The 25,604-nt window shown below is 66.3% G+C and carries 29 protein-coding genes; 11 read left to right on the top strand and 18 right to left on the bottom strand.

Annotated features, from left to right (window positions below):
• Positions 1 to 230 precede the first annotated feature (230 nt).
• Both BW971_RS18725 and BW971_RS18730 read left to right on the top strand, forming a co-directional pair.
• Positions 231 to 1,133: a DUF2382 domain-containing protein gene (locus BW971_RS18725; RefSeq protein ID WP_076482582.1), complete on the top strand. Its 903-nt coding sequence runs from the start codon at positions 231 to 233 to the stop codon at positions 1,131 to 1,133.
• 24 nt (positions 1,134 to 1,157) lie between these two features.
• Positions 1,158 to 1,325 carry an antitoxin gene (locus BW971_RS18730; protein ID WP_076482583.1) on the top strand — a complete coding sequence of 56 codons (168 nt, stop codon included), beginning with the start codon at positions 1,158 to 1,160 and terminating at the stop codon, positions 1,323 to 1,325.
• 92 nt (positions 1,326 to 1,417) lie between these two features.
• On the opposite strand, the gene BW971_RS18735 is transcribed toward BW971_RS18730, so the two are convergent.
• A complete protein-coding gene (locus tag BW971_RS18735) occupies positions 1,418 to 1,678 on the bottom strand; it encodes a hypothetical protein (RefSeq protein ID WP_234974489.1) in 261 nt (86 codons plus the stop codon).
• Between the two features lie 159 nt (positions 1,679 to 1,837).
• Between BW971_RS18735 and BW971_RS18740 the strand changes: the two genes are divergently transcribed.
• On the top strand, positions 1,838 to 2,245 hold the full coding sequence (locus tag BW971_RS18740; protein WP_076482584.1) for a YccF domain-containing protein: 408 nt from the start codon (positions 1,838 to 1,840) through the stop codon (positions 2,243 to 2,245).
• A 5-nt stretch (positions 2,246 to 2,250) separates the two neighbouring features.
• Here the strand turns inward: BW971_RS18740 and BW971_RS18745 are convergent, their stop codons facing one another.
• Complete coding sequence (locus tag BW971_RS18745; RefSeq protein ID WP_083710366.1) at positions 2,251 to 3,240, bottom strand: oxygenase MpaB family protein; 990 nt, start codon at positions 3,238 to 3,240, stop codon at positions 2,251 to 2,253.
• A 122-nt stretch (positions 3,241 to 3,362) separates the two neighbouring features.
• Between BW971_RS18745 and BW971_RS18750 the strand changes: the two genes are divergently transcribed.
• Positions 3,363 to 4,034: a TetR/AcrR family transcriptional regulator gene (locus BW971_RS18750; RefSeq protein WP_076482638.1), complete on the top strand. Its 672-nt coding sequence runs from the start codon at positions 3,363 to 3,365 to the stop codon at positions 4,032 to 4,034.
• A 76-nt stretch (positions 4,035 to 4,110) separates the two neighbouring features.
• A complete protein-coding gene (locus BW971_RS18755; RefSeq protein WP_076482585.1) occupies positions 4,111 to 4,986 on the top strand; it encodes an LLM class F420-dependent oxidoreductase in 876 nt (291 codons plus the stop codon).
• Positions 4,987 to 4,998: 12 nt separating this feature from the next.
• On the opposite strand, the gene BW971_RS18760 is transcribed toward BW971_RS18755, so the two are convergent.
• From BW971_RS18760 to BW971_RS18800, 9 genes are all read right to left on the bottom strand, one after another.
• Positions 4,999 to 6,510: an ATP-dependent DNA ligase gene (locus BW971_RS18760; protein ID WP_076482586.1), complete on the bottom strand. Its 1,512-nt coding sequence runs from the start codon at positions 6,508 to 6,510 to the stop codon at positions 4,999 to 5,001.
• A gap of 5 nt (positions 6,511 to 6,515) precedes the next feature.
• The gene (locus tag BW971_RS18765) at positions 6,516 to 6,953 is read right to left on the bottom strand and encodes an SRPBCC family protein (RefSeq protein ID WP_076482587.1); all 438 of its coding nucleotides are present in this window, start codon (positions 6,951 to 6,953) and stop codon (positions 6,516 to 6,518) included.
• A 160-nt stretch (positions 6,954 to 7,113) separates the two neighbouring features.
• Positions 7,114 to 7,884 carry a trans-aconitate 2-methyltransferase gene (locus tag BW971_RS18770; protein WP_076482588.1) on the bottom strand — a complete coding sequence of 257 codons (771 nt, stop codon included), beginning with the start codon at positions 7,882 to 7,884 and terminating at the stop codon, positions 7,114 to 7,116.
• Between the two features lie 38 nt (positions 7,885 to 7,922).
• Positions 7,923 to 8,705: a putative protein N(5)-glutamine methyltransferase gene (locus BW971_RS18775; RefSeq protein ID WP_076482589.1), complete on the bottom strand. Its 783-nt coding sequence runs from the start codon at positions 8,703 to 8,705 to the stop codon at positions 7,923 to 7,925.
• Positions 8,702 to 9,367, bottom strand: a complete 666-nt coding sequence (locus tag BW971_RS18780; protein WP_076482639.1) for a rhomboid family intramembrane serine protease — start codon at positions 9,365 to 9,367, stop codon at positions 8,702 to 8,704. The genes BW971_RS18775 and BW971_RS18780 overlap by 4 nt, the downstream gene beginning before the upstream one ends.
• A gap of 50 nt (positions 9,368 to 9,417) precedes the next feature.
• A complete protein-coding gene (locus BW971_RS18785; protein ID WP_143690461.1) occupies positions 9,418 to 10,524 on the bottom strand; it encodes a serine hydrolase domain-containing protein in 1,107 nt (368 codons plus the stop codon).
• Positions 10,525 to 10,540: 16 nt separating this feature from the next.
• A complete protein-coding gene (locus BW971_RS18790; RefSeq protein WP_076482591.1) occupies positions 10,541 to 11,209 on the bottom strand; it encodes a hypothetical protein in 669 nt (222 codons plus the stop codon).
• 91 nt (positions 11,210 to 11,300) lie between these two features.
• Positions 11,301 to 12,527, bottom strand: coding sequence for an MFS transporter (locus BW971_RS18795; protein ID WP_076482592.1), 1,227 nt, complete (start codon positions 12,525 to 12,527; stop codon positions 11,301 to 11,303).
• On the bottom strand, positions 12,524 to 13,147 hold the full coding sequence (locus tag BW971_RS18800; RefSeq protein WP_076482593.1) for a helix-turn-helix domain-containing protein: 624 nt from the start codon (positions 13,145 to 13,147) through the stop codon (positions 12,524 to 12,526). The genes BW971_RS18795 and BW971_RS18800 overlap by 4 nt, the downstream gene beginning before the upstream one ends.
• A 120-nt stretch (positions 13,148 to 13,267) precedes the next feature.
• On the opposite strand from BW971_RS18800, the gene BW971_RS18805 reads away from it, so the two are divergent.
• Together BW971_RS18805 and BW971_RS18810 are read left to right on the top strand one after the other, a co-directional pair.
• Positions 13,268 to 15,148 carry an acetate--CoA ligase gene (locus BW971_RS18805; protein ID WP_076482594.1) on the top strand — a complete coding sequence of 627 codons (1,881 nt, stop codon included), beginning with the start codon at positions 13,268 to 13,270 and terminating at the stop codon, positions 15,146 to 15,148.
• Between the two features lie 116 nt (positions 15,149 to 15,264).
• Positions 15,265 to 15,756 carry a hypothetical protein gene (locus BW971_RS18810; protein WP_234974490.1) on the top strand — a complete coding sequence of 164 codons (492 nt, stop codon included), beginning with the start codon at positions 15,265 to 15,267 and terminating at the stop codon, positions 15,754 to 15,756.
• Between the two features lie 26 nt (positions 15,757 to 15,782).
• Here the strand turns inward: BW971_RS18810 and BW971_RS18815 are convergent, their stop codons facing one another.
• The 3 genes from BW971_RS18815 to BW971_RS18825 all read right to left on the bottom strand — a co-directional run bounded on the left by BW971_RS18815 (position 15,783) and on the right by BW971_RS18825 (position 19,130).
• Positions 15,783 to 16,235: a hypothetical protein gene (locus BW971_RS18815; protein WP_076482595.1), complete on the bottom strand. Its 453-nt coding sequence runs from the start codon at positions 16,233 to 16,235 to the stop codon at positions 15,783 to 15,785.
• A gap of 53 nt (positions 16,236 to 16,288) precedes the next feature.
• Entirely contained in the window at positions 16,289 to 17,305 is a 1,017-nt protein-coding gene (locus tag BW971_RS18820) for a DUF6745 domain-containing protein (RefSeq protein WP_234974491.1), read from the bottom strand.
• Positions 17,306 to 17,675: 370 nt separating this feature from the next.
• Positions 17,676 to 19,130 (bottom strand): CoA transferase, encoded by a 1,455-nt coding sequence (locus BW971_RS18825; RefSeq protein WP_076482597.1) that lies wholly within the window; start codon positions 19,128 to 19,130, stop codon positions 17,676 to 17,678.
• A 68-nt stretch (positions 19,131 to 19,198) separates the two neighbouring features.
• Here BW971_RS18825 and BW971_RS18830 point away from each other — a divergent pair, with 68 nt between their 5' ends.
• The 4 genes from BW971_RS18830 to BW971_RS20925 all read left to right on the top strand — a co-directional run bounded on the left by BW971_RS18830 (position 19,199) and on the right by BW971_RS20925 (position 21,861).
• Positions 19,199 to 19,951 carry a helix-turn-helix domain-containing protein gene (locus BW971_RS18830; RefSeq protein ID WP_200799472.1) on the top strand — a complete coding sequence of 251 codons (753 nt, stop codon included), beginning with the start codon at positions 19,199 to 19,201 and terminating at the stop codon, positions 19,949 to 19,951.
• 17 nt (positions 19,952 to 19,968) lie between these two features.
• Positions 19,969 to 20,541: a DUF1990 family protein gene (locus BW971_RS18835; protein WP_076482641.1), complete on the top strand. Its 573-nt coding sequence runs from the start codon at positions 19,969 to 19,971 to the stop codon at positions 20,539 to 20,541.
• A gap of 132 nt (positions 20,542 to 20,673) precedes the next feature.
• Complete coding sequence (locus tag BW971_RS18840; protein WP_076482642.1) at positions 20,674 to 21,432, top strand: 2-phosphosulfolactate phosphatase; 759 nt, start codon at positions 20,674 to 20,676, stop codon at positions 21,430 to 21,432.
• Between the two features lie 21 nt (positions 21,433 to 21,453).
• Entirely contained in the window at positions 21,454 to 21,861 is a 408-nt protein-coding gene (locus BW971_RS20925) for a hypothetical protein (protein WP_083710371.1), read from the top strand.
• 653 nt (positions 21,862 to 22,514) lie between these two features.
• On the opposite strand, the gene BW971_RS18850 is transcribed toward BW971_RS20925, so the two are convergent.
• The 4 genes from BW971_RS18850 to BW971_RS18860 all read right to left on the bottom strand — a co-directional run bounded on the left by BW971_RS18850 (position 22,515) and on the right by BW971_RS18860 (position 25,510).
• Complete coding sequence (locus BW971_RS18850) at positions 22,515 to 23,906, bottom strand: MFS transporter (protein WP_076482599.1); 1,392 nt, start codon at positions 23,904 to 23,906, stop codon at positions 22,515 to 22,517.
• Positions 23,903 to 24,475, bottom strand: a complete 573-nt coding sequence (locus BW971_RS18855) for a TetR/AcrR family transcriptional regulator (RefSeq protein ID WP_234974492.1) — start codon at positions 24,473 to 24,475, stop codon at positions 23,903 to 23,905. The genes BW971_RS18850 and BW971_RS18855 overlap by 4 nt, the downstream gene beginning before the upstream one ends.
• A 277-nt stretch (positions 24,476 to 24,752) precedes the next feature.
• Complete coding sequence (locus BW971_RS21340; RefSeq protein WP_143690462.1) at positions 24,753 to 24,986, bottom strand: hypothetical protein; 234 nt, start codon at positions 24,984 to 24,986, stop codon at positions 24,753 to 24,755.
• A 92-nt stretch (positions 24,987 to 25,078) separates the two neighbouring features.
• Positions 25,079 to 25,510, bottom strand: coding sequence for a hypothetical protein (locus BW971_RS18860; RefSeq protein ID WP_076482600.1), 432 nt, complete (start codon positions 25,508 to 25,510; stop codon positions 25,079 to 25,081).
• Positions 25,511 to 25,604 lie beyond the last annotated feature (94 nt).

The raw sequence follows: 25,604 nt of genomic DNA on the forward strand, positions 1-25,604 counted from the left end.
CCATAGTGCCAGCGGCGCAATACATCCGAGGCGCACACTGCTGGAACGGAACAACGCCCTCTGAGGTGGCAACGGGATCAGAGGGCCCCAGTGAGTCGTGTGTGACCCATCGCCAATCGCGGTCGGATGTGTTTACCGTGTCAAAGTACGTTGGGATGAACGGAACCGCCGCGTCGGGGATCTTCAGACCATCCACATTTCTCGATCAACCGAGAGGGAGTACAGGGACAATGACTGGTTCCAACACCAAAGATCTGGACGCAGTTGCCACTTCGACCGTTTACGACCGGGACGGCGAGAAGGTGGGTAAGGTCGAGCAGCTCTTCGTCGGCGACGAGTCGGGCCTGCCGACCTGGGTCTCGGTGAAGACAGGATTCTTCGGGTCGTCCGCCTCGCTGGTGCCGCTCGCCGGCGCCAAGCACTCCGGTGACCGTCTCGATGTCAGCGTCACCAAGCAGGCCATCAAGGATGCTCCCGGTCACGACGCCGGGAAGGTCGTCACCGACGACGAGCACGCCAGTCTGCTGAAGCACTACGGACTCACCTCCGAGACCTCGGGCTGGGACGCCTACGGCAAGCACTCCCAGGATGACGGCCACACCGGTTCGGCAGCCGGCGCGGCAGGGGCTGCGGGTGCAGCGGGAGCAGCGGGCGCGGCCTCGGGCCGCACCGACGACGCCGACCTGCGCGACGAGAAGGGCACCCACGGCACCGCCACCCATGACGCCACCAAGCACGGCGACGGCACCATCACCCGCTCCGAGGAGCGACTGAACGTCGGCACGCAGCGTGTGGAGGCCGGCACCGCCCGTCTGCGCAAGTACGTGGTGACCGAAGAGCAGTCGGTGACCGTGCCGGTCACCCACGAAGAGGTCGAGGTCGTCCGTGAACCGATCACCGACGCCAAGGGTGTCGGCGACGTCAAGCTGGGCGACGAGACCGCTGAGGTGACCCTCCACGAGGATCGTGTCGTCACCGACAAGGAGACCGTCCCCGTCGAGCGCGTCGGCCTCAAGGTCAACGAGACCACCGAGGATCAGACGGTCACCGACACCGTCCGCAAGGAAAAGATCGATACCGACACCGGTACCGTCGGTACCAACACCGCCGACACCAGCAAGCACCAGAAGTAATCAACGCCCGAAGGGAGACAGCACATGTCGTTCGTGGACAAAGTCAAGGATTTTCTGGGTAAGCACGACGCGCAGGTCGATCAGGGCATCGACAAGGCAGGCGGCGCCGCCAAGCAGAAGTTCCAGGGTCACGATCAGCACATCGACACCGCTGTGAACAAGGCCAAGGACGCGACGCGGCCGCAGGACTGACCAGGTTGTAGCGCTCAACCGATCACTTACGACGAACGGGCCGGGCACATGGACGTGCCCGGCCCGTTCGTCGTCGTCTGTGCCCTGTGCGGCTACCGCGCGTTGAACAGGGAGTACAGGATCGTCGCGGCCAACAGCGCGAGCGACGAGACCACAGCGGGCCAGAACCACACGTTGTAGAGATCCGATTTCACCGCGACGATCACCCAGATCATCACCAGGACGGCGGTGGTCAGGGTGGACACCATGCGTACCGCCAGCAGCAAGAATGTGACGATCGACCAGACCGTCTCCACGGCGAGTTCCCGGATACGGCGATGCCGTACCCGGGGCGTGGCGGTCGATGCAGTCATCGGAATCTCTCGTGTTCTGTCGGTCGGTGCGAACCCGATTCTCCCGATCCGGTCAACCGATCGCAGCGATTAGTGACATAGGTCACACTAGCATGTCGGTTCGACGGCATCGGATTCGACCTGTCGACGCCGAAGCCGACGCGGGGTCACACTGGATCCATGAACCTGATCCTCAACATCATCTGGTTGATCTTCGGCGGATTGTGGATGGCTCTCGGCTACGTGGTGGCCGGGATCATCTGCTGCATCCTCATCATCACCATCCCGTTCGGGATCGCGTCCTTCCGAATCGCCAACTACGCGTTCTGGCCCTTCGGCCGAGTCGCGGTCCGCGACCCGCATGCGGGCTCGGCGTCGTTGGTCGGCAACGTGATCTGGGTGATCTTCGCGGGAATCTGGTTGGCCATCGGACACCTCGTCACCGGTGTCGCGATGTGCGTGACCATCATCGGAATCCCACTCGGAATCGCCAGCTTCAAGCTCATCCCCGTCTCACTCCTGCCGCTGGGCACCCGAATCGTGGAGACCGACCAGCGCCTCGCCCCGCCGCAGCACTACGCAGCCTGATCGCCTCAGCCCACGTGGGCGTGGTCCGGGGTCGGCACACCCGCGCCCGAGTGGGCGACCGGGCATCCGCGGGGAAAGGTGCCCAACTCGTCGATGCTGAAACCCTGCGGATAGCTGCGCATCGTCGAACTGTCCACTTGCCGTACCCGTTCGGTGCGGACCGGCAGCAATCGGACCACCGTCGCCCGAAGTCGCAGTCCGGCGGTGGCCGACATTCGTTCCCACCGGTGCGGATGCGGATAGCGGAAGGCGTCCAACAGGTGCTCGTCCATGAGGGCGTAGGCGAACCGTCGCACCACCGGGGCGGGAAGCCAGGAAAACGGCACGAAGGTCGTCATCAACTCGAGTGTCGCGTCACCGACCTTCCGGGCGCCCTCGTCGAACGCGAAGTTCTCCGCTTCGTAGGTGTCGAGCAACTCGGCAAACCCGTCGTAATCCCCCGGGATGCCGGAGATGTTCATGTGCCTGCCGAGCGCGCGGTAATAGTTCGTGCCTGCTCGGACCTCGACCTCGCTGACCGGCCGCCAACCGAAGCGCTCGAGCCATCGCACCGGGGTGACGACGAACGTCGCGAGCACGTACAGGAAGTCCTCGTTGCTGATGTCGTAGGCCTTGTGCATCTGATTGATCCGGCGCACCGCATTGCGACCGTCCACCGAGGACAGCCCCGACTGCAACACCTCGTCCAGCAACAGTCCGGTGTCGTCGTAGCGCTTCTGCACCCGCTCGGTGAACTCACCGGTCTCGTAGAGCAGATGCCCCACGGTGGGGACGGCGTAGGTGCGGAAGAGGGCGAAGCTCAACGCTTGCTGTGTGTCCCACGGGAACTCCAGGGTGGCGTGTAGTCGCGCGATCTCCTCGTAGTCGATGTCCGGGTCCAACCGGTTGATCTCAGCGAGTCGGTCGTATCGACGCTCGGTTGCGTATCGGCGCGCCACCGCCCGCACACCCGCGACCACCCCGGACGGACGCGGAAGCGTCGACAGCCTGGACATTATCAGCCTCCTGAGATGCGGATCACTTGATCAGACAGTATGTCCAGCGAGCGTGTTGGTCAAGGTTGTCGCCAGGTGCCGACGGCAGGGTTACCCTCGGATGCGATGTGCAGGAGGCAGCAGTGACGACGGTGACGCCCCGATCCCAGGTAGCGCGGGAAGCCAGGAAACGCGACATCGAACGCCATCTGCTCGAGGGCACCGAACGGTTGATGGGCGACGGTGCTCGTTTCACCGAACTCAGCGTCGACCGCCTCGCGACGGCGGGCGGGATCTCGCGGGCCACCTTCTACGTGTACTTCGACGACAAGTCGCACCTCCTGCAGCAACTCGCCGCACACGCGATGAACGACCTCGCCGACGCGGCCCGGGTCTGGTGGTCGAGCGCATCGCGTCGAGACCCGGCCGACCTCGTCGCCGCCATGGCGGGCATCATCTCCGGGTACCGCACCCATCGACTGGTGATCGGCGCGGTGGTGGAGATGTCGGCATACGACGCTGCGGTGGGCTCCTTCTACCGGCAGTTGCTGGACGGGATCATCGCCGAGCTCACCGACGTGCTGTTGGGGGAACGGGCCTCGGGCACGTTGCGGGCAAGCGTCGACCCGGTGATCACCGCCACGGCCATGACGTGGATGGTCGAACGGACGTGCGTGCAACAGGTGCCGCGCTCAACACCGGCCGACGATCCGGCGCTGGCACACAATCTGGCCGAGATCATCTGGGGCGCGATGTATCTCGAACCTCTCCCGCCGTACGGCCCGACTACGCTGAGCAGTACGACCCCGAACTGATCGCCGACGTCGCAGCGGATACAAGCGTCGGACAGACACGAACGCGTCCGACTCCACACGAACGTGAGGAACATTAATGCATCTCGGTTTCCACATCCCGGTGTTCGACATCGACGGCGGCACTCCCGCGATCCCGGGTGAACTCGCCCGCGTCGGCGCGGCGGCCGAGGCCGCGGGCGCGACCTGGCTGTCACTGATGGACCACTATTTCCAGATCGAGCCCACCGGCCTGCCCGCCGAGGCGAACATGCTGGAGGGCTACACCACCCTCGGATTCCTGGCCGGACACACCACGCAGATCGAGCTGGGACTACTCGTCACCGGTGTCACCTATCGACACCCCGGCCTGCTCGCGAAGATCGTCACCACCCTCGACGTGCTGTCGGGTGGTCGCGCCGCTCTCGGTATCGGCGCCGCCTGGTTTGAGCGTGAACACCTGGGCCTCGGGGTGCCCTATCCGGCCCTGTCGGAGCGGTTCGAGCGGCTCGAGGAGGCCCTGCAGATCACCCAGCAGATGTGGGATCCGGAGAACAACGGCGCCTATTCGGGCAAGCACTATCAACTCGCCGAGACCCTCAACAACCCGCAGCCGCCGCACCGGCCACGCATCCTCATCGGCGGCAGCGGCGAGCGCAAGACCTTGCGTCTGGTCGCCCAGTACGCCGACGCGTGCAACCTGTTCGGCTCGTCGCCTGAGGATGTCGCGCACAAACTCGACGTGTTGCGTAGGCACTGCGACGACGTGGGCCGCGACTACGACACGATCCAGAAGACGATCATGGCGAACAACCCGCGGCCGACTCCGGATACCCGTGACGAGTTCGTACGGGCGATGGCCGCCTACGCCGACCTCGGTATCGACGCCGTGATGGTCACGCCGACCAGCGGCTCGCCTGCCGCCTGGATCGATCAGATGGCGCCCGCGGTGGCCCAGTTGGCCGAACTGGGCTGAGTCGGCCGCGGTTCATCCTCCCGGCAGCAACGACCGGACCGCCTCGATGGTGTCGGCCTGGGCGGCGGTCTTGTCGGGCCGGTAGCGCAGCACCCGGGCGAAGCGCAGAGCGACTCCGCCCGGGTAGCGGCTACTGGTCTGTACGCCGTCGAGTTCGATCTCGACCACGATCTCCGGCCGGAGATACACCGTTGTCCGATCGCGGTGGGTCTCGTGTCGAGGGAACTCCTCGGTCTGCCAGGCCAGCAGCTCGTCGGTGAGACCCTTGAACGTCTTGCCCACCATCACCGGTGGTCCGCCGTCGGGATCGCGCGCGCCGAGATGCAGGTTGGACAGCAACCCGGTGCGTCTGCCGTATCCCCATTCCACGCCGAGCACCACCAGATCCACCGTGTGTTCGGGTTTGACCTTCTGCCAGGCCTTACCGCGGCGCCCCGCCGCGTAGACGCTGGTCAAATCCTTGATCATCACCCCTTCGTGCCCGGCATCGATGGCGGCGTCGAAGTGGTCGGTGAGTTGTCCGGCGTCGGGACGGCGAATCGACGGGATCAGGTGCGGGCCGGCCACCTCGGCCAGAGCATCCAGCCTGGTCTGCAATGTCTCGTCAACGAGATCGGTCCCGTCCAGGTGCAGACAGTCGAAGAAGTACGGATGCAGCAACAGGTCGCCGCTCGCCGACCCGAAGCGCGACATGGTCTCCTGGAACGGACGCGGCCGACCGAAGTCGGTGAGCGCCAGGGTCTCACCGTCGAGCACCACCGACCGACACGGCAAGGCGCGAACCAGGTCGACGAGTTCCCCCACACCAGATGTGATGTCGCGCAGCGTGCGGGTGTAGATGGTGACGTGGTCTCCGTCGCGGTGCACCTGGATCCTCGCCCCGTCGAGTTTGAACTCCACCACCACATCCGCGCCGAGGTCCGTATGGGCGGCCTCCAACGACTCGGCGGGCGAGGCGAGCATCGGTCGAACCGGCCGGCCCACGGTCAATCGGATGTCGGCGAGCGCCGCTGCTCCCCCCGTACGGGCGGTGACAGCGGTGTCGGTCAGTCGACCGGAGAACATGAACGCACGCCGCACCGGGTCCACGGGTAGCTCGGCCGCAGCGGCGAGTGCCTCGACCATGAGTCCTTCCAACGCGCCCTGGCGCAACTCACCGGTCAACAGTCGGATCAGGAAGTCGCGTTCGTCGTCGCTGACCGCCGCGAACAACTCCACCAGCAGTGCGCGGCGTCGTGACGACGACCCGGTCCCCGAGGTGCCCGCCAGTGCGGACAGCTGTCCATCGACCCAGCCGATGGTCGCCCACGGCTCCGCGGCCACTCCGGTCGGGATATCCGACAGTGTGCGCCAACCGATCCCGAGACGACCCTGCCGTGGCTCACCGACCAACCAACCGACCACCGCGGCCAACTCGGTGACCTCCACGGCCCGGAGCAGATCACGCAATGCCGCGATCTTGGTCTTGCGGGAACGCGTGGCCCCGACCTGCGCCGAGGTCGCCACCACGTCGGCCAGCAGCATCTGTGTCAGAGGTTCTCGAGCGTCGAGCGCATGTCCTCCTCGACCTTCTTGCCGATGTAGGTGAAACCCGCAGTCGCGATCGGGTTGATCAGAGGCGCGGCCTTGCTGTTGAAGGTGATCTTGGCGTGATAGGTGATACTCGACGTCTCGTTTCCGGCCTCGCGGATGGAGATGTCGTCGACGCTGGTGGCGGACTTGTTGGTGCCCTCGAAGACCAGATGGTCGGGGTCGTCGCGCACCAGGCGGTAGGTGAGTTCGGTGGTGATGCCGAACAGTTTGCTGACGTTGCGCCAGCAGGTGCCGACCGTGATGTCACCGCCACCGATCTGGCTGCACGACTGCGTCCCCGGATCCCACTGCTCCGCGTGGGCGAAGTCGCGGAGGTAGGACACCACGGTGGCCTGCGGTGCCTTGACCGTGAACGTGCGCTGGATGTCGACCATGATGCCTCCTCGGCGTCGAAGACCGCGACGATCTGCACGGCATTGCCCGACCACCGACGGCCGGGCTCTGCATCGACTCTACGGTCGGGCACCGACGCCGCGGCCGCACGACGACAAGAGGTACGACACCGTGACCGCTGATCACGCGCAGGTCACGACGTCACCCAACCCCGACCTGCGCCACCACGAAGATCCGTCGGAACGGGAAGAACGTTCCACCGTCCTCCCGGCGCGGATAGGCCGCCGCCAACCGGGGTCGCAACTCCGCCAGGAACTGCTCCCACTCGCTGTCGTCGAGAGCCGCGCGGACCGGGGTCAACGCCGTACCCATCACCCATTCGAGCACCGGGTCGGGACCGTCCAGTCGCTGAACGTATGTGGTCTCCCACACGTCCACCGCACACCCGGCTGCGTCCAGCAGGCCCGCGTAGTCCATCGGTTCGTCGACCGTGCCGTCACCACGTAACACCCCACCCAGCCGGTCCCTCCAGCGGTCACCGGCCGCGAGCTCACGGATGGTCACATGCGACGGGGACCCGAAGTTACCCGGCACCTGCATGGCGATCCACGCACCGTGAGGCAGCTCGGCGGCCCAGCGTTGCAGCAGTTCTCGATGCTCGGGAACCCATTGCAGGACCGCATTGGTGATCACCACGTCGGAGTCCGCGGGTGGCGTCCAGTCACGGACGTCCGCGACCGCGGCATCGAGACCGCGCTCCCGCGCCTGCTGCACCATTTCCGGCGAACTGTCGAAGGCATCGAGTTGTGCCTGCGGCCATCGGTCGCGCAGTCCGACGGTCAGATTGCCGGGGCCGCACCCCAGATCGACCACACGTCGCGGTTCGTCGGCTCTGACACGCCCGACCAGCTCGTGGAAGGGTCGACCGCGATGGTCCGCGAATGCCAGATACTGCCGTGGATCCCATGTCATCTGATGACCTCCTCCCCTCTCACAGTACACGCGTACTGTTAAAGTCGCGGTCGGATCGTCCCGACGACCACCGTTCCGTCGACTGTCCGGTCGCGGAGCACTGTCGTGTCGAAACCGTTGTGCTGCAATATTTTCTCTGTCGTTGCGGCCTGCTTGCGCGAGGTCTCGAGCACCACTGTGCCGTCATCGGCCAACCACCATGGGGCATCTACCGCGATTCGACGGTGCAGGTCGAGTCCGTCCTCGCCGCCGTCGAGAGAACGACGCGGTTCGTGCTCTCGCGCCTCCGGTGGCATGAACTCGACCTCGCGGGTGGGTACATACGGCGCGTTGGCCACGACCACGTCGCACTGGCCTAGCAGGTGGTCCGGCAACCCGCCGAACAGGTCGCCGGAGAACACCCGATCAGGCGCGAGGTTGCGCCGGGCACAGGCGACCGCGTCGTCGTCGATGTCGGTGGCGTAGACCGTGGCGTCACTGTTCGTCGCGATCGCGGCGGCCACTCCCGCGCACCCACAGCACAACTCCAGCACGGTGGCCGAGGAGGTCACGTGGTCCAGGGCCGCGCGGACCAGCGCCTCGGTCCGCACCCGGGGGACGAAGACACCGTCGCCCACATGGATCCGCAGCCCGTAGAAGTCGACCGACCCCACGATGTGCTCGAGGGGCGCACCTCCGACCCGCCGTCCGAGCATCTGCGTGAGATGCGTGTCGTCGTGCGCGAAGTCGAGGAGGATGCGAGCCTCCTCCTCGGCGAACACACAACCCGCGGCCCGCAACGCCGCGACCGTCGAGTCGTAGGCTGTGCCGCCTACCGTCATCGGCTCGAGCCCCCGTCGAGCGCCGGAGTACGCACCGGTGAGAACGCGATCATCGTGCCCATCACCAGTCCCGCGGCAAAAGCCAACCCGTGTGCATCTCGCGCGACGATCAGCCCCGCGGCCACCGCGGTGACGACCACCGCGCCGGTCACCGTGGCCGTCGACGGGCGTCGTACCGCGACCATCGCCACGACCGACGCGGCGAGAGCGAATGTCGCGCCCGAATTACCCGCTCCTATCGAGCTGAACAGGTACACCGCGGCGAGGTCGAAGAGCACCGCGCCGAGCACGAAGACCACCAGCGCAGCCCACGACCCCGCTGTCACCACCGCGACCACCGCGATCAGATAGAGGACCACCAGGTTGAACACGGTGCCGAACACACCCCCGTCCTGCACCACCACCGAACTGATCAGTCGCCACAGCTCGTGGTGGATCCGGATCAGATCGGGATCCCTCCGCAGGAGACGCAGCAGTTCCGGCACCGCGAACTGCACCACCGACGGAATCGCGACGATCCCCCACAACGCCATTGCCGTCGGCGGCGGACGACGCAATGCCGACAGACAACCGGGCACCGCCGCGTCCGCGGTACGTAACGCGACGACGATCACGAGCAGATAGGCGAGACCGTTCCACAGGCCGCCCCCGTCGGTGCTCATGCCCCATCCTCCCACGATCGTGATCACCGAGCGTCGACCGCGAGGACCGTTCAGCCCACACGCGCGACCTGCTCGGCCAACCGCATGATCGGCGTCACCGGCGCGCGGTCGGACATCAACACCGTGGCCCTGGGGCGGTCACCACGCACCAGTGACACGTACGCGGAATAACCACCTGTCTCACCGTTGTGCCAGAACGACATCGGCTGCCGTCCGCGCGCCCACAACCATGGGTCGCCGCCGCCGCCGTCCACCGGACTCAACGCCGTCGCCAACCCCGGCACGTCGCCGCCGACCATCGCGGCGGCGAAACGGGCCATGTCGTCGGGAGTGGACACCACCCCACCGGCGGGTGCGTATCCCTCACTCGACCACTGTGCGGGTCGCAACCCTCCACGCCATCCCCGCGGGGCGTGTCGCGCGCGTGTACTGACCCCGGTCGCGGTCATTCCCATCCGAGCCCAGACGCGATCCCGAACAGTGACGTCGTAGGACTCCTCCCCCGATGCGGCCACGGCCAGGTGTCCCAGTAGCGCCGCACCCATGTTGGAGTACGTCCGTACGTCACCGCGATGTCGGATCCGAGCCCGGTCGACTGTCGCGAGCAACCGGTCGCGACCGGTGCCCCGGTACGGGTTCGCCCCCCAGATCGCAAAGGCGAGACCTCGCAGCATCGTGGTGGCATCACCTGGGATACGTGGAAGGCCCGACCTGTGCGTCGCGAGTTGCCCCACGGTGGCTGTGGCGGCATCGCCGGTGAGCGGACACAGTTCACCTGCGGTCGTGTCCGCGGTGAGCACTCCGCGATCCACCGCATCTGCGACGAGCAGAGCCGTGAAGACTTTGCTGACGGAACCCACTTCGAAAGCCGACGTACGATCCGCCCGAATGTAGGCCGAACGCACACTTCCGGGTTCGGCGACGATGACCACCAGTCGGTGGGTCGCGCGAGTGGCGTGGGAATCCAGGAATCGCGCGAGCGTGGGGTCGCCCACGGCTGACGGAGGTCGACGCACGCGGGCGAGACCAGCGAGCACCAACCGCACACCGATCACGCCGGCGACCACCACGGAGATGACGAGATCCGGATCGGTCAGCATGTGGAGCGGGCCGCGATCACGAGACTGACTGACGATGCGGCGCAACCGTGCGAACACCGTTCCGCACGCTCTGCTACCGCCCGCGCATCAGGGTGCGAGCGGCCCTGACCCTCGCCTCGAGACCCGCGATGACATCGCCGACCACCTGGGTCAGCTCCGCGGTCAGGGGGTGTTCGGGACCATCCGGAACCTCGAGCCCGTCATTGATGCGGGCCTGCACGAGGTCCTCCGCCCACACCTGGAATTCGGCTGACTGCGTCGGCCAGACCCGCTCGACCAACTCCACCGTCGCGGGCGTCGCCTCATCCGCGAACTCGGTGTTCCACCGTTGTATCGCCGTCGCGGTCGATCGTCTCCCGGTCGCCGAGTGTTGCCCGTCCTCGACGTCGGTCCGTCCCTGCCCGAGTTGCCGACTCAGCACCGACTCCTCGGCCGACGACTGCGCCTGGGCGTACAACGCCGCGAGCGTCGCCGTCTCGGGTCGCCGACCGCCGTTGGCGGCGCGCCACCGCGCGATGACCGCCACTTCCGTCGCAGCACGGAGGTTCTCGACCGCCACCCGCAGGCGCTCGGTCTCGACGATCACGAACTCCTCGAATTCGATCCGGTCCATCACCGTCAGCTCTTCGCGGTACCGGTCGGTCACCGCAGCTCTGATGTCCACCATGGTCTGTTCCTCTCCCGACTCGTTGATCGCGCAAGGAGACCTCGCAGCCGCGTTCAACATGGGCTGGTCGGTCACGACACCGTCATCATCACCCAGGTCGGCGACTCATGGGTGAGATGGCGGGTGCGACACGCACGGGACGTGGCCGACCGGCTCGGTGTCACCCTCACCCGGACTGTTGGGCCTGCACCCGGTTCAGACCGGACCAGGATGACCGCACGAAAGGGTCGAGAGTTGTGACGAAGTAGGCGACCGCACAGCAGACGAGGGTGGTCGTCAGACCCAGGTGCGACACCGCCACACCGGCGACCAGCGCCCCGAACGGCACCCCCAACCAGGCCACTGCGTTCACGGCACCGAGAACTCGCGCTTGCAGAGCCGGCGCGATCATCTCGTACTGGGCAGCACCCAGCAGTGGGTTGATCGCGCCCGCAGCCACTCCCGACACGACCCATACGGCGGCAACGACCGCAAACGGCAACGGAACCACGAGAACGATGAATCGCGGTGCGCCGGCGAGGAGGAACGCGCACGCGAACGTCATGCGCCGCGGCATACGGGTACCCGCCGCGGCCGTGACGACGGTGCCCACCACCGCGCCCGCGGCGAGCATCGCGAGTAACAAACCGGCCCGCGCCGGCCCGCCGAACTCCGACCGCACCCAGAGCAGCAACAGCAGTCCGCTCATCGCGGCATCGGCGACGTTGCAGACGAACACCATCCCGCAGATCGAGCGCAGCAGTGGTTGCCTCCGCAGGTAGGCCACGCCCTCGTGCAACTCAATGGCTATCTGTTTCACCCCGTCGGATTTCCCGGCGCCCGACTTCCACGTGGGCACCCATGCGGCGACGGCGGCGGCGAGCACCAAGGCCACCGACGACAGCATCACGGTGGCGGGGCCGCCGGCCATGGCGAGTACGGCACCGGCGGTCGGTGCCCCCACGAGCAGCGCAGCCCTCCCGGCACCGTCGATCAGGGCTGCTGCCCGGTCGATACTCGTGCCGGCGGCCTCCGCCACAACGGGCAAAGTCACCCGTGCGGCGATGTCGGCGGGACCACGACTGCACCCCACCACGAACACCGCGACGAGAACCGCCGCGACGGAGAGGTGTCCGACACCTGACAACATCGGGATCACCAGCAGGCAGGCGCCGGATACGGCGTTGTTGGCGATCATCGTCCGTCGGGCACCGAACCGGTCGACCAACGGTCCGCCGATCACCTGCATCACCACGTACGGCGCGATCTCGACGGTCCCCACCAGCCCGGCCATGGCCGGGCTCCCGGTGTCGGTCAGAACCAGCCACGGCACGGCGAGTTGCGAAACCCGTGTTCCCACAGCGCCTGTGGCCTCCACGACCAGCAGCGCCCAGAACCCGCGCCTGCCCGTCATCGCTCCGGTGGTGACTGGTGCGGGTAGGGGAAGAGTTGATACTGCAGCGACACCACGACCGCACCCTCCGGCACGTCGGTCTCTGCTGGGCGGTGTCGTCGAAAGCCTTGCACCAGTTCCTCGATACCCTGCCCGAGTTGGTGCGCTTCGTCCGATGTGAGGCGGAACAGCACATCGCTGATGTCAGCCGCCCGCTGCCATCGCCGCGGCCAGGAGTCGCGCTCGTCCACCCACGCCGTGGTGTTGGCGAACAATCGGTCGATCACAGCACGGGTGAAGTCGATGTTCGCGGCCACGCTGTCGATGTCGTGGTCATCCGCCGGTTCGTACCTGGTCGACACACGTGTTGCTGCCCACCAGCGTTCGCGGCCCCCCGTGCGCTGTACGCCCGGGAGCTCCGAGGTGGTGACGTCGACGATGTGTCCGCCATCGGCCAGCGCACGAAGGTGGTAGCTCGTCAGCCCTGACGATTCGTTCACCGCCGCGGCCAGTCGGGACGCGGTCGACGGGCCCTCGACGCGCAGCATCGCCAGCAATCTCAGACGCAGCGGATGCGCCAGGGCGCGCAGTGCGGCGGCATCGGTCACCATGTCGTCCGGCCGATCCGGATCGTGGTCCATGTATGCAAGGTATCGTTTGCATCGCGGCTTTGCAAGCAAATCCTTGTATACCCGTCGTGAGCATCGGTTAACCTTCGGTGACCGTGATCACGGCTGCACCGACATACGGGAGACGCACTCATGGGTCGCTACCAGGACGCATTCACCCAGGCTGCCGAGGACCCGGACACGTTCTGGCTCGGCGCCGCGCGCGGCGTCGACTGGGTGCACGAGCCGACACGCGCCCTGGACGACCACCACGCCCCGATCTACCGCTGGTTCCCCGACGGCACGCTGAACACCTCGTACAACGCTCTGGACCGCCACGTCGCGGCGGGCAATGGCGACCGCCCCGCGCTGATCTGGGATTCGGCCATGACCGGGGCCTCCCGGACCTACACGTATGCCGAGTTGCTCGACGAGGTGGCACGGTTCGCCGGCGTGCTGAGTGCTACCGGGGTGGCCTCCGGTGACCGGGTGATCATCTACCTGCCGATGATCCCGGAGGCCGCGATCGCGATGCTCGCCTGCGCCCGGATCGGTGCCGTGCACTCGGTCGTGTTCGGCGGGTTCGCCGCCCCCGAGCTGGCAGCGCGCATCATCGACGCCGACCCCGTGGCCGTTGTCACCGCCTCCGGCGGGCTGGAACCCGGCCGCACCGTCGACTATCTACCCATCGTCGCCGCAGCACTCGAACTCGCCGACGCGGCGTCGACCACGGTGGTCGTCAAGGACCGACCGGAGATCCCCGGCGCGGCAGCCGATCACGGCGGCTGGCTGGACTGGGACGAGCAGCTCGCCACCGCGACATCCACACCTCCGGTCACGGTGGCCGCCACCGACCCGCTGTACATCCTCTACACGTCCGGGACCACCGGGAAGCCCAAGGGCGTGGTGCGCGACAACGGTGGCCACGCCGTCGCACTGACCTGGTCGATGAGCAACGTCTACGACATCCACGCCGGCGACGTCTGGTGGACCGCATCGGATGTGGGCTGGGTGGTCGGCCACTCCTACATCGTCTACGCGCCGCTCTTCGCGGGCGCGACCACCGTGATGTACGAGGGAAAACCGGTGGGGACACCCGATGCGGGCGCCTTCTGGCGCGTGATCGACGAGCACCACGTCAAGGCATTGTTCACCGCTCCCACCGCGATCCGCGCCATCCGCAAGGCCGACCCCGACGCCACCGAACTCCGGCGGTACGACGTGTCGTCGTTGCGAACCCTCTTCGCCGCGGGTGAACGGCTCGACCCGGAGACGTTCACCTGGGCAGGCACGGTCCTGGGTGTCCCGGTTGTCGACCACTGGTGGCAGACCGAGACCGGATGGGCGATCGTCGCGAACCTCCGTGGTCTGGAGCCGATGCCCCTGAAGGCAGGGTCTCCCACGGTTCCCGTTCCCGGATTCGTCGTCGAGGTGGTCGACGCGGATGGCACGCCCGTCGGCGCGGGTGACGAGGGCAACATCCTGGTGCGACTGCCCCTTCCGCCCGGCACCTTGACCGGGCTGTGGAACGACGAAGATCGCTTCCGCTCGTCATATCTCCGCGCGTTCGACGGTTACTACCTGACCGGCGACACCGGGTATCGCGACCGAGACGGATACGTGGTGGTGCTGGGTCGCTCCGACGACGTGATCAACGTGGCCGGGCACCGATTCTCCACCGGCAGCTTCGAGGCGGTGGTCGCCTCCCACCCCGCGGTCGCCGAATGCGCGGTCATCGGTATCCACGACGACATCAAAGGTCAACGACCCAGCGGTTATGTGGTTCTCAAAGCCGGCGTGGACATCGACTCCGACGTCCTGCGCGACGAGTTGGTGACCCGGGTTCGCGACGAGATCGGCTCGGTGGCCACGTTCCGTGACGTCACGGTGGTGCCGGCGCTGCCCAAGACACGCTCGGGCAAGATCCTGCGCAAGACGATGCGGCAGATCGCCGACCACGAGGAGTACACCGTGCCGTCCACTGTGGAGGACGCGACGGTGGTGGAGGCCCTGGCGCAGCAGTTGGGTGGCTGACGTGTGATCCTGCTGTCAGTTGCCTGCCAATCCGACTCCCGCTCTCGCAGTCGCGGGCCGGCTGTGACAGCGTGCAAGGTGTGATACACGCGTCGAGGACACGATCGAGAATTTTCGTGGCGGCCATCGGGGCCGTCCTGGTGGGATCCTGTGGGTTCGCCGCGTCGGCGCAGGCCGACACCCCCGCAGCAGACGTCGGGCACTTCGCCAACGGCGGAGTCGCCATCGCCCGCGGTGCCACGCTGCTGCACACGAACACCTTCGGAAAGTACGGCTGCGAGGACTTCGTCGACGCGGCCTACGGCCGGACCACCGCCAACGGCATTCCTCACGACGGCGCGATCGCGTTCTATCAGCAGCTCGCGGCCCGCGGGCTCGGACACTCAAGCCTTCCCGCGCCGACCGGCGCCCTGGTGTTCTCCCAGGGTGAGGACGGCGGTCACGTGGACATCGCGATCGGCAACGGTCAGTATTTGAGCGGTGGAGTGCAAGGGCTGTCACCGGGCTGGGGCGACCGCACCGACATCCAGATCCTGCCCTCGGCCAACCTGGGCTCGTTCCGCGTGGTCGGATGGGCGTACGCCCCGTGGAGCAGCGTCGGCCTCTGATCGAGGTCGGCGTCATCCTGTGCTCGTCAGTCCACCACGAACCGCGCACGTGTGTCTCCGGTCCAGCCCAGTTCGCGCTGACGCCTGATGACGTAGCGACCGGGAGCAATGCCGGTTGCGCCGTGTTCGGGATGGATGAGGTAGGCAACGACCGGCGTGTCCACGATTCCGAGGCTCAGCCCATCGAGATCCTGTACCGGAGAGGACCATTCGCTTTGGCCGCCCTCCGCGACCAGGCTGTGCGGGTTACCTCCCGCCCCGTTTCTCAGTAGTTCCAGACCGATCCGAGGCACCAGTTCTGTACGGGTCCATGCCAACGGCTCGACTGTTCCGAGCAGCATCCGATGGGGTATGACGATCAGGTCGCCCTGCGCCTGAACACCGTCGGACACCGGCACGGAGATCTCGGCGTCCAGATGGTCCAAGACCTCGATGCCGGTCGACGCTGACAGTTCGGACAGAGTGGTCATGTGGTTCATGGGTGCGTCACCTTGATTGATGTGTCGTAGTTTCTGTTGTCGGGCAACGATTGTCATGTCCGTCGGCTCAGGCACGCATATTGTGCGGCGTTCATCCCGTATGTCCATGCCGCAGCGTCGAGAGCAGAGGCGATCGCTGCCGGCACGCGTAGCCCGTACCGGCGTCGATGTCCGTCGCGCTCGTACGAACCGTTCACGGCGAGCAGAATGCGTTCCCTCCTCGCCCAGCCGGATGGGGCGTCGTACAGCTCGACCCTGCACCCCGGGTTGCCGGGGTCGTCGGCACGGTCTACCAGACGCAACCCGGCGTCCCGGATGTAGTGAGCCCACCCGATCCGCTCGATCGCACAGCGCCGTACCTCGACATTGCGTTCGACATTGATGCGATCAATGGTTGGCGCACGAATCACCCACTCGGGCAGAACCGTGCCGTGATGTACGTATGCACCCCGTCCGTCGGCGAAGCCGATGGCCACGCCGTCATCGCAGTGCAGGCGTCGCTGACCGTGTACGCCACCGGGCGTCGGCTCGGTCTCCGTCACGATCGGGCGGTCCGCCATGACGCACACGCGGTCGAAAACCCACCACCAGCCGGTGGATCGGCACAACTCCCCCAGCACATCCAGTAACTCGAGATCACCGTCGTGGAATCGCGTCAGGCCCAGTTGCCGGAACGCGTCGTAGAGGGCGACTCGGTGCACCTCATGCTGCCCGTACCAGCTGAGACAGTTGGGAACGATCGGGCAGAGACCGCGGATTGCCGGGACCACACCATCAATCAGGGACGTCCGAAGCGACCGCGACACCGCCGGGCCGACGACGAGTTCCGGGGCGACTCCCAGCTGTATTGCGGCATCGGCGGACCTGGTACGCGCGATGTCGGCCGATGCCGGGTTCCGCGCGGCCGACACCGACAGTCGGCTGATCACGCTGTCCCGCATGCGCTGGAGCGAGTCTCGAGTCCTCGATGCGATCCGAGGGCCGGGACCGTCATAGCTGCTCTCCGCCAGCACGCGCGGCGCGAGCTTCTCGGCGGCAACCAACTCCAACGCGGCGAGCGGTGATGGCACCCAGAGGAATTCGGGCGGATCACACCCGACCCTTCGATGGAGCTCGATCACCGCAGCTTCTGCTGCGGACCGCCACGACCGATCCGTGGACAGCCCGACGGAGAGCCAGGCATCACATATCTCATCGATCGCCGTGACGAAAGAATCGTCGTATGCGGATGCCGCCCGACCCAGGGCAGCAGAGCGAACCGGTGCGGCGCTCACGCGATGGTGGCGGAGTCCGCCTTTCCGTTGGTCATGGGAGAAGACTCTGGCACGAGGGGCGGATGAGCGCAACCGCCGGCACTGAGACCGCCACACCCGACACCGTCGTCGAAGACGGGCAGCCGGTACACACGGGGTGTCGCGGCGCTGACCGGTAACCGACCCGTCAGGCCGTGATGTCTGCGAACGTCGCCTGCGCCGTCCCGAGCAGCGTCGGCGCGGCGGGAGTCGGGGTCGCGCGCCCGGAGAAGGTGACCGGAATGCCGGGCTCGGTGAGCGTGCCCAGGGGGCCGACCACGGTGTAACACGGTATGTGGGGCTCGGGCATCTCGATGCCGGCGACGTGATCCGGAGCGAACAATCCGTACGAGCGGACCCACATGCAGACTCGGGCCAGATTCACGCGAACTCTCCAGGAGCCACCCTCCACCGCGCGCCGCCGCAGGGCCGCGACCGCCCCCGCCGCGACGAGGTACGCGGCGAGATAGTCGTTGAGCAGGTGCGTGGGTGGGAGTGCGGGTTGTCCGGACGGTAGACCCCGCACCGCACCCTCATCGAGGGCGAAGCCGGTAGCAGCACAAGCGAGTTGGTCGAAGCCACCCCGATCACCCCAGGGTCCGTCGATGCCCCAACAGTGCACATCAGCGGACACGATCCCCGGGTGCCGTTCGGCGAGCTGTTCCGCACCGAGGCCGAATCGCGCGACGTTGCGGTACGAGTTGAGCACAACGTCGGCAGAGGCGAGGAGATTCGCGAATACCGCGCGACCCGCCGGATACCGCAGATCCGCGTAGGCATTCCGCTTGCCACCACCGGTCACGGCGAGCATTCCGATCGGGTCGGGCCGGTCCGGACGCGACGTGTGCACCACATCGGCCCCGAACGTGGACATCAGACGCGCGGCGACCGGTCCCGCGATCACATGGGTGTTGTCGACCATGTTGATCCCGGCCAGTGGCCGCCACCCGTTCGGGTCGGTGGTCGATTCGATCAGCGGCGGTAGCGGTCGCAAGGGTCCATCACCGATCCGTTCCACCTCCACCACCGGACGGTCGGCGAGATACCGCGCCACCGGATGCTGTTCCCACTCGGACGCGGTGTGGGCGACCACCGCCACGCCACCCGCGGCGACAACCCGCTCCTGCAGTTCATGGCCAGTCCACCGCTGGCTCGCGACCCTCATCGCCGATGCCGTGGGCGGGCAGTCGAGGACGGTGCACACCGCTGCTCGCAGGTGCGGGTACGTCGAGAGCAGGAAGATCCAGCCGTCTCGCGTCGGGTAGAAGTCGTTCAATCCGAGCAAGGTCGGATCGTCGGAGAGTAGGTGGGGGCCCACACCGTTGATCTGCGCGAGAAGTGCCGCGCGGAGCTGATCCAACGCGTCGGTTGCGGTGATCGTGATCTGTTGTGGCGCAGCACCGCGGTCCTCGTCAACTCCGGCGACCTGCAATGCGAACGCGCCCATCGCAGCTGCGGATGTGTCGGCGAGGCGGTGTGGTGACGGGCAGATCGGATCGGCACCGATCGTGGTCACCCGGGAGCGGACCGAGCCTTCCCCGAAGAGCACCAAGGCGAGGTCGTCGAGGATCTGGGACGTCGGAGGTAGCGCAGTGGTGGTCATGTCTCGAGTGTCCGTTCGCTCGGTGCTCACACGAACACGTTCCGGATATCCGGACGTACGATGTCAGCGTGACGACGGCAGATCACGGACATCACGGGGTGGACCGCATCGACCGCGTGCTGGATGTGGTGGCCCGTGCCGAGATCGCACCCACGCTCACCGAGGTCGTACAGGCGACGGGATTGCCGCGCAGCACCACCGCCGACCTCGTGAGTGCGTTGCGCCGTCGTGGGTACCTTCATCGGTCCGGCACCCGGTACTCCCTCGGCAGACGTTTGCAGGTGCTCGTCTCGATCGCAGGAGGAGCTCCCGCGGCACCCATCGATCACAGACGACTGGTGGCGCTGAGCCGCACCGCCCGGGCTCCGCTTGCCCTGGCGGTTCTTGTCGGTGGTCAAGTCCTGTATCTCGACACGGCGGGCCCGCGGGCGCCGCAGCGCCTCCAACAGGTGGCCGATGATCATCGCCCGCGTCCGGCGCTACGCACCGCCGCGGGTCGTCTCCTGCTGGCGACCACCGACGCCGCACAACGTGTCGAGGTCCTGCGCGCTGTCGGAGAATCCGACCCCGAGGCCGTCGAGGCGTTCGCCGCCGAATGCCACCACATCCAGCACCTCCGCCGTGCGCGCAGCGACGGGCTCGCGGATCCCGGCATCCGCGCCATCGCCGTACCCGTGTTCGAGGGTGGCGTCGTCGCCGCGGCGCTCGTGGTGCTGGGTCCTCGGTCTTCACGGCACACGACATCCCATGCGTGGCTGGCGTTGGAGCGTGCGGCAGCTCGGGTGGTAGTCGAGTTGGAGGGTGGTGTGGGCGCCGGATGAGTAGAAGGGACTGCGCGATGCCCCGACCCGAGACGCCGCTCGTCCGGTCTCTCACGAACGAGACCGCGTATCGACTGAGGAGAGCGCCGTTCACCTACGACACGATCGGCGTCACCGGGCCTGACGACGGGCATTCGCTCGGTGACGGCTTCCACCACCTGACGAGAACGGCAGTCATCGGCCATGGTGCTGAGGCTTTCCACACGGCGGCAGCGGATCTGCTCAGTTGGCAGATACAGTTACGTGCTGGACTCGGCGTACGTAGCTCGGATCAGGTCATCCGTTCAGGCAGCGTGGCGCTTCTGACTGTGGGCGTCGGCCCCGTCACCACAATCGTGGCTCCGGTCCGCGTTGTGGGCGTGGACACGAGTGCCGACAGGGCAGCCTTCACCTACGGCACCCTGCCGGGGCATCCCGAGTCAGGGGAAGAGCGATTCGACGTCTCACTGCATGAGACTGGCGCAGTACGCTTCACCATCACAGCCGTCTCGCGCCCTCAGAGTCGGTGGGCCCGGCTGGCAGGTCCTCTCGGCTGTGGCCTTCAAAGCTGGGTCACCGATCGCTACCTGGCCACGCTCGTTGTGCACTAGATGGAGTCTTGGACGCATCACAGGGCGCAGCAGTGCCGCGGACGACCCGGAGCGCCGGACCGAACGTTTCTCGGATCGGTCCGTTTGTGCGTGTCTCACAGGCCTGCGCGCGGTATGAAGGATGCTGATGAGATGACGAGGACTCACGCGCAGGACGCATACGACCTCCGTTGCGAGTGGGGTCTCAGCGGTGCCACATTCGCCGCCGCTGACGCCGACGTCGTCGTGGTGGTCGATGTGCTGTCGTTCACGACCGCAGTCTCCGTTGCGATGGATCGCGGAGTGCACGTGTTTCCCTATCGGTCCCAGGACGACTCGTCCCGCGAGTTCGCCGCAACTCATCATGCGGTGTTGGCCGTGGGACGCAGTCAGGGCGGTCCCGGAAAGGTGTCGCTGTCGCCGGCATCGATCCGATCTGCGGACCACTTGGAGCGTCTGGTTCTCCCGTCGCCCAATGGCTCCACAATCATTCACACTCTCACCGATACCGGCACGGTCGTTCTCGCAGCCTCGCTGCGCAACGCGGCGGCGGTCGGTAGGTGGATCAGCGCGCACGCACCGGTGAACGGTGCGATCGCGGTGATTCCATCTGGAGAACGTTGGCCCGATGGTGGCCTTCGCCCAGCAATCGAAGACCTCTGGGGTGCCGGCGCAATCATTGATGCACTCAACGACGGCACGCGGCGCCTATCGCCAGAGACAATGGGAGCCCGTGTGGCGTGGCTCTCAGTGTGTGGCGATATCGTTGCTGCGCTGAACAACTGCGTCTCGGGGCGAGAGCTCGTCGACATGGGTTACGCTTCCGATGTGGCGGTCGCCGCCGAGATCAATCAGAGCACTGCGGTACCGGTGCTGACCGGGGGTGCCTACTTTCAGGGTTATGACGCCTGACCGTTCGCCGATGCTCGATCGGTGCGTGACGTGATGCGTAGTGGCTGGGTGGCTCTCGCATTCATCACCCTCGTGGTCACCATCGGCGCAGGACTGTCGGACGTCTCGCATATCTCTCTCTCGTGTTCCAAGACCGGCAGGTTCAATGACCGCGGCGCGGCAGACGGCGTGTCCTGCTCGGACTCGATCGTGTCAGTGGTCGGTGTCGGCCATCTCGTCGCACTCGCGGTGCTCCTCGTACTGCCACCACTTCCCGCGGCATTCACGCGCCGCAATGGGGTGGGGTGGCTTGTCGTCGTGGGGTACATCGTGGTGGCCGTCGCAGGCTTGACGCAGTGGAGCGGGTTCTGGGGTTTGCTACTCCTCGCCGCTCCTCTGGCCATCGTCGCCACCGTCATCGCGCTGACCGAGTGGCTGACGAGTCTGTAGGCACCACGACACCGTGCGCCTTGCCGCCGCACAAACGATTCACTGTCATCTCGACGCCACCGGAACGGACGACGGCACAGCGTGGTTGACAGTTCCGTTGGTCAGAACCGGCGGGCAATATCCGGTCTCCGTCACCTGGACAGACCGCCCGGAACCGATACACGATGACCGGATATTTGTCGATGTCTGGGCACCGCATACTGCGAAGTGGCCGTCCAGAGCTGTTGAATGCTCTCACGAGCTCGGAAAGGCTACGGCCCCTGTACTCCTTCATCTCACCGGTGACGGTGTACGGCCCAGGTTCGACTCCCTCGTAGAAGCATCGGAGTGCTGAGGTGGGCGACCCGGGCACGAGAGTCGCGGTCGAACCGTCGCCGGCCACCGCGTCTGCCTGCGACGGTGAGCGACTCAGCTCGGCCGGACATTGCTCTACACCCGTTGTTGGGGCCACCGACGGGGTCGGTTGCTGCGAAGTGGCGGCGCAGGCGCCGACCAGAGGGCCGATCGCAAGAACGCCGACTACGTACGCCGCTGTCCTCCGCATACATCTCCACTCGGTCAGGCGATCTCGTGCGTCCCACATTCGGGGGTCGATAGTTGCACCGATTGTCTCGCATCTACCCCACCGCGGCGTCCACATCGACAGGTGTGAACTAAGCGACCCGCCCCCGACCCCGAACGCTCACCATCAGCGCGCTGGCGAGCAGGAACGGGACCGCGCACAACACCGCAGTGGTGTAACCGCCCCGGAGCGGCAGGGTGCTTCCGGACGGGGTGTTCGCCGCCAAGAGCAAACCGGCCAGGGCGCTTCCCAAGCTGAACCCGATACTGCGGACGATCTGGAGGATCGATAGGACACTTGCGGTCTCCGATGTCGGTACCCCGACAAGGACGAGCTGCGGCATCACGGCAGACATCCCACCGACCGCGAAGCCGAGCAAGGCGATACCCACGACGACCGCGATGAATGACCCACTCGCACCGGCGAACACCGCGGTGGCAGCGATCCCGACAACCGCGGACACACCGTACGCACCGCTCGCCGTCACACGTACGGCCAGCGACGGCAGCACCTTCCCGGCGACAAACCCCAGCAACGAGAAAGGGATCAATGCCGCACCCGCCGCAACACCGGGTAACGCGAATCCGTATCCGGCGTCACCCGGCGTCTGCACGTAACGGGTGAACAGGCTGAACAGCACATAGAGCCCCACGCCCGCGATGAGCATCGCCGCATTGGCGCGGACGACACTCCCTCGGCCGAGGAGACGGAGATCGACCAGGGGTTGCGCGGTTCGCATCTCGACCACAACCCAGACCGCGAGAATCACCACCGCCGCAACAAGGACAACCGCAGCGTGCCAGGGGGTCGACCAGAGTGACGGTTCGGAGACGACCACCAGTATTCCCACCGTTCCCAGCGCCAGGAGTACCGCACCGGTGACATCGATCGAGGGATTGGTCCCGGGTTCTTCCGCCGGTAACGCACACCACGCGACGATCACACCGGCGATCGAGAGCACCAACCCGAGCAGATACGCCGCACGCAGGCCTGCGATCTGGTCCGCAAGGCTGATCACCGGATACCCGACGCCGATGCCGACCGTCGACGCGACCGACAACGCGGCGATCGTCGACGCGGCTCGATCTGAGGGTAGATGGGACCGAGCGACACTCATGAGCAGAGGGATGACCGCGATGCCGAAACCCTGGAGTCCACGACCGATCAACAGGACCACGAACGGAAGCGGCACTGCTGTCAGCACTCCGCCCACCACCACGAGCCCCAGGACCACCACGATCGTTCGCCGACGTGAGGGACCGCTGCCGAGCCTTCCGATCACCGGACTGGCGATTGCACCGGTGAACAGGGTCACCGTCAACGTCCACTGCGCTGCACTGAGAGAGACATGCAGCGACGTTGCCACCGGTGTGATCAGCGGTGCTCCCACACTGCCGATCACGGCCGCGGTCAACGCCGTACACACCAGGGCAGCGCTCAGTCGTCGCTGCCGCGGGACCGACAGTTGGTCGTCGGTCGTCACCGGTTCGTGTCTCGCGTGATGTGATCGAACAAGCCCAGTTCGATCCGGGTGCGAACACCCTGTGCCCAGGGCTCGTCGAGTTGCTCAACGTCCATCGCTGCGCCGACGTTGAGCAACATGCCGTAGGCAAGGAACGTCTTCACCGTCACCGCGTCGAGTCCCGTGCCACCATCGGTGGTACCCCACAACCGCGCGAAGCAATCCCGGACCTCGTCGCGCACCTCGGGATCTCCGCAGGCCGCGAATCCCTGGAGTTGCAGCAACAGGCCGGTCCTGTCGGCGAGCAGGTCGAAATACTGTGCGCCCATGGCGGACAGGGCGGCTCGGCCATTGAGATCCGCCCCCGCCTCGTGCATACCATTGCTCACCCGATCGAAGGCCGCACGCACGAGTTCCAGGAACAACGCCTTCTTGGTTCCGAAGATCCGGAACACATACGCCTGGGTTATCCCTGCGTCACGCGCGATCGCCTCGGTGGATGCGCCGTGCAGCCCGTGCTCGGCGAATTCCCTCGCCGCGATGACCAACACCTGGGCACGACGGTCCGCACCGCTCATCCGCTCCGCCATTCGGCTAAGTTACCAGTTACTAACTACTAATCAATACGTTGGCTTGTCGGTGTTCGCGGTTGCCGTCACGTAGCCACCACGGGCATGACCCCGCGCAGGTCCGGCCTGATGACCGCGGCCGCGCCTGCGACCACGAACACCGCAGGCTCCCTGGTGTCGCGTTCCGGGCGCGTCAACTGGATCGAGCTGGTAAATCGGTCCGCAAACTTGATCCGAAGACCCTCCGGTTGGCAGCCGGAGGGATTCTCGTTCTAGCCTGTGAAGCTCTCGTCAGGTATCAAACTATTTGCCGCTCAACGAGTTGCCCAGACTTGGGCAACACTTCCTGCAGCGGAGGGGCAATGTCAGGCAGGCCGCGCTCCAGAGCAACCAGGGAACCGATGTAGTCCACGATCGACATGCCGTGCTCGCCTGCCCCCTCGTCCATTGCCGCACGAAGCGCAACAGTGACAGCAAGGTTGACGCGTCGCATCGGCTGACCGCTGGGGTCTTTGGGTGGTCGTCCTGCCATGCGCCCATTCTTTCGTCAAAGTTTGACGAGACTGGGGAGCGGCACGACGGGCATTGCGCCAACTTCTGCGATGTAGTCTCCCGAGTCTTATCTCAGCGCACGATGCAGGCGGGGCCGATTGGGATACCGGGTTTCACGGTGACGGTCCGCTTGGGTCCACCGGCCGAGGTTTGATAGGCCGTGAGGGTGTGTGTTCCGACGCTGGTGGGTGTCCAGAGCGCGTAAGCGTGACGGTTGACGACGGGCGCGAGGTAGATCTGTTTGCGGTCGTAGAAGTAGTCCTGCGGAAGGAAACGTCCCCTGCCTCCAACATCAGCGAATGACACTCCGCCATTCCATTCATCGGTGCGCGCGACGAGCAGGTAGGTGCAGCCGGTTCCGTATCCGGTGCCCGCCCCCAGCGGAACGACGGTGAGTTGCCCTATGTCGGCGCTGGCGGTCGGCGTTTCGGCAACAGATATTGCGGCAGCGGCGGCGAGCACAGCTGCGGCGACGCCGGCCCGAAAACGGGCGATTCGGTTCATATCCGACCCATCGCGTGACCTACCGCAGTTGTTACCCCGGTGGTCGGCGCCGCGCGGACCCTGGGCAGGGAATCCGAATGACCCCCACGCTGGC

The organism is Williamsia sterculiae, from assembly GCF_900156495.1.
Lineage (GTDB): Bacteria > Actinomycetota > Actinomycetes > Mycobacteriales > Mycobacteriaceae > Williamsia_B > Williamsia_B sterculiae.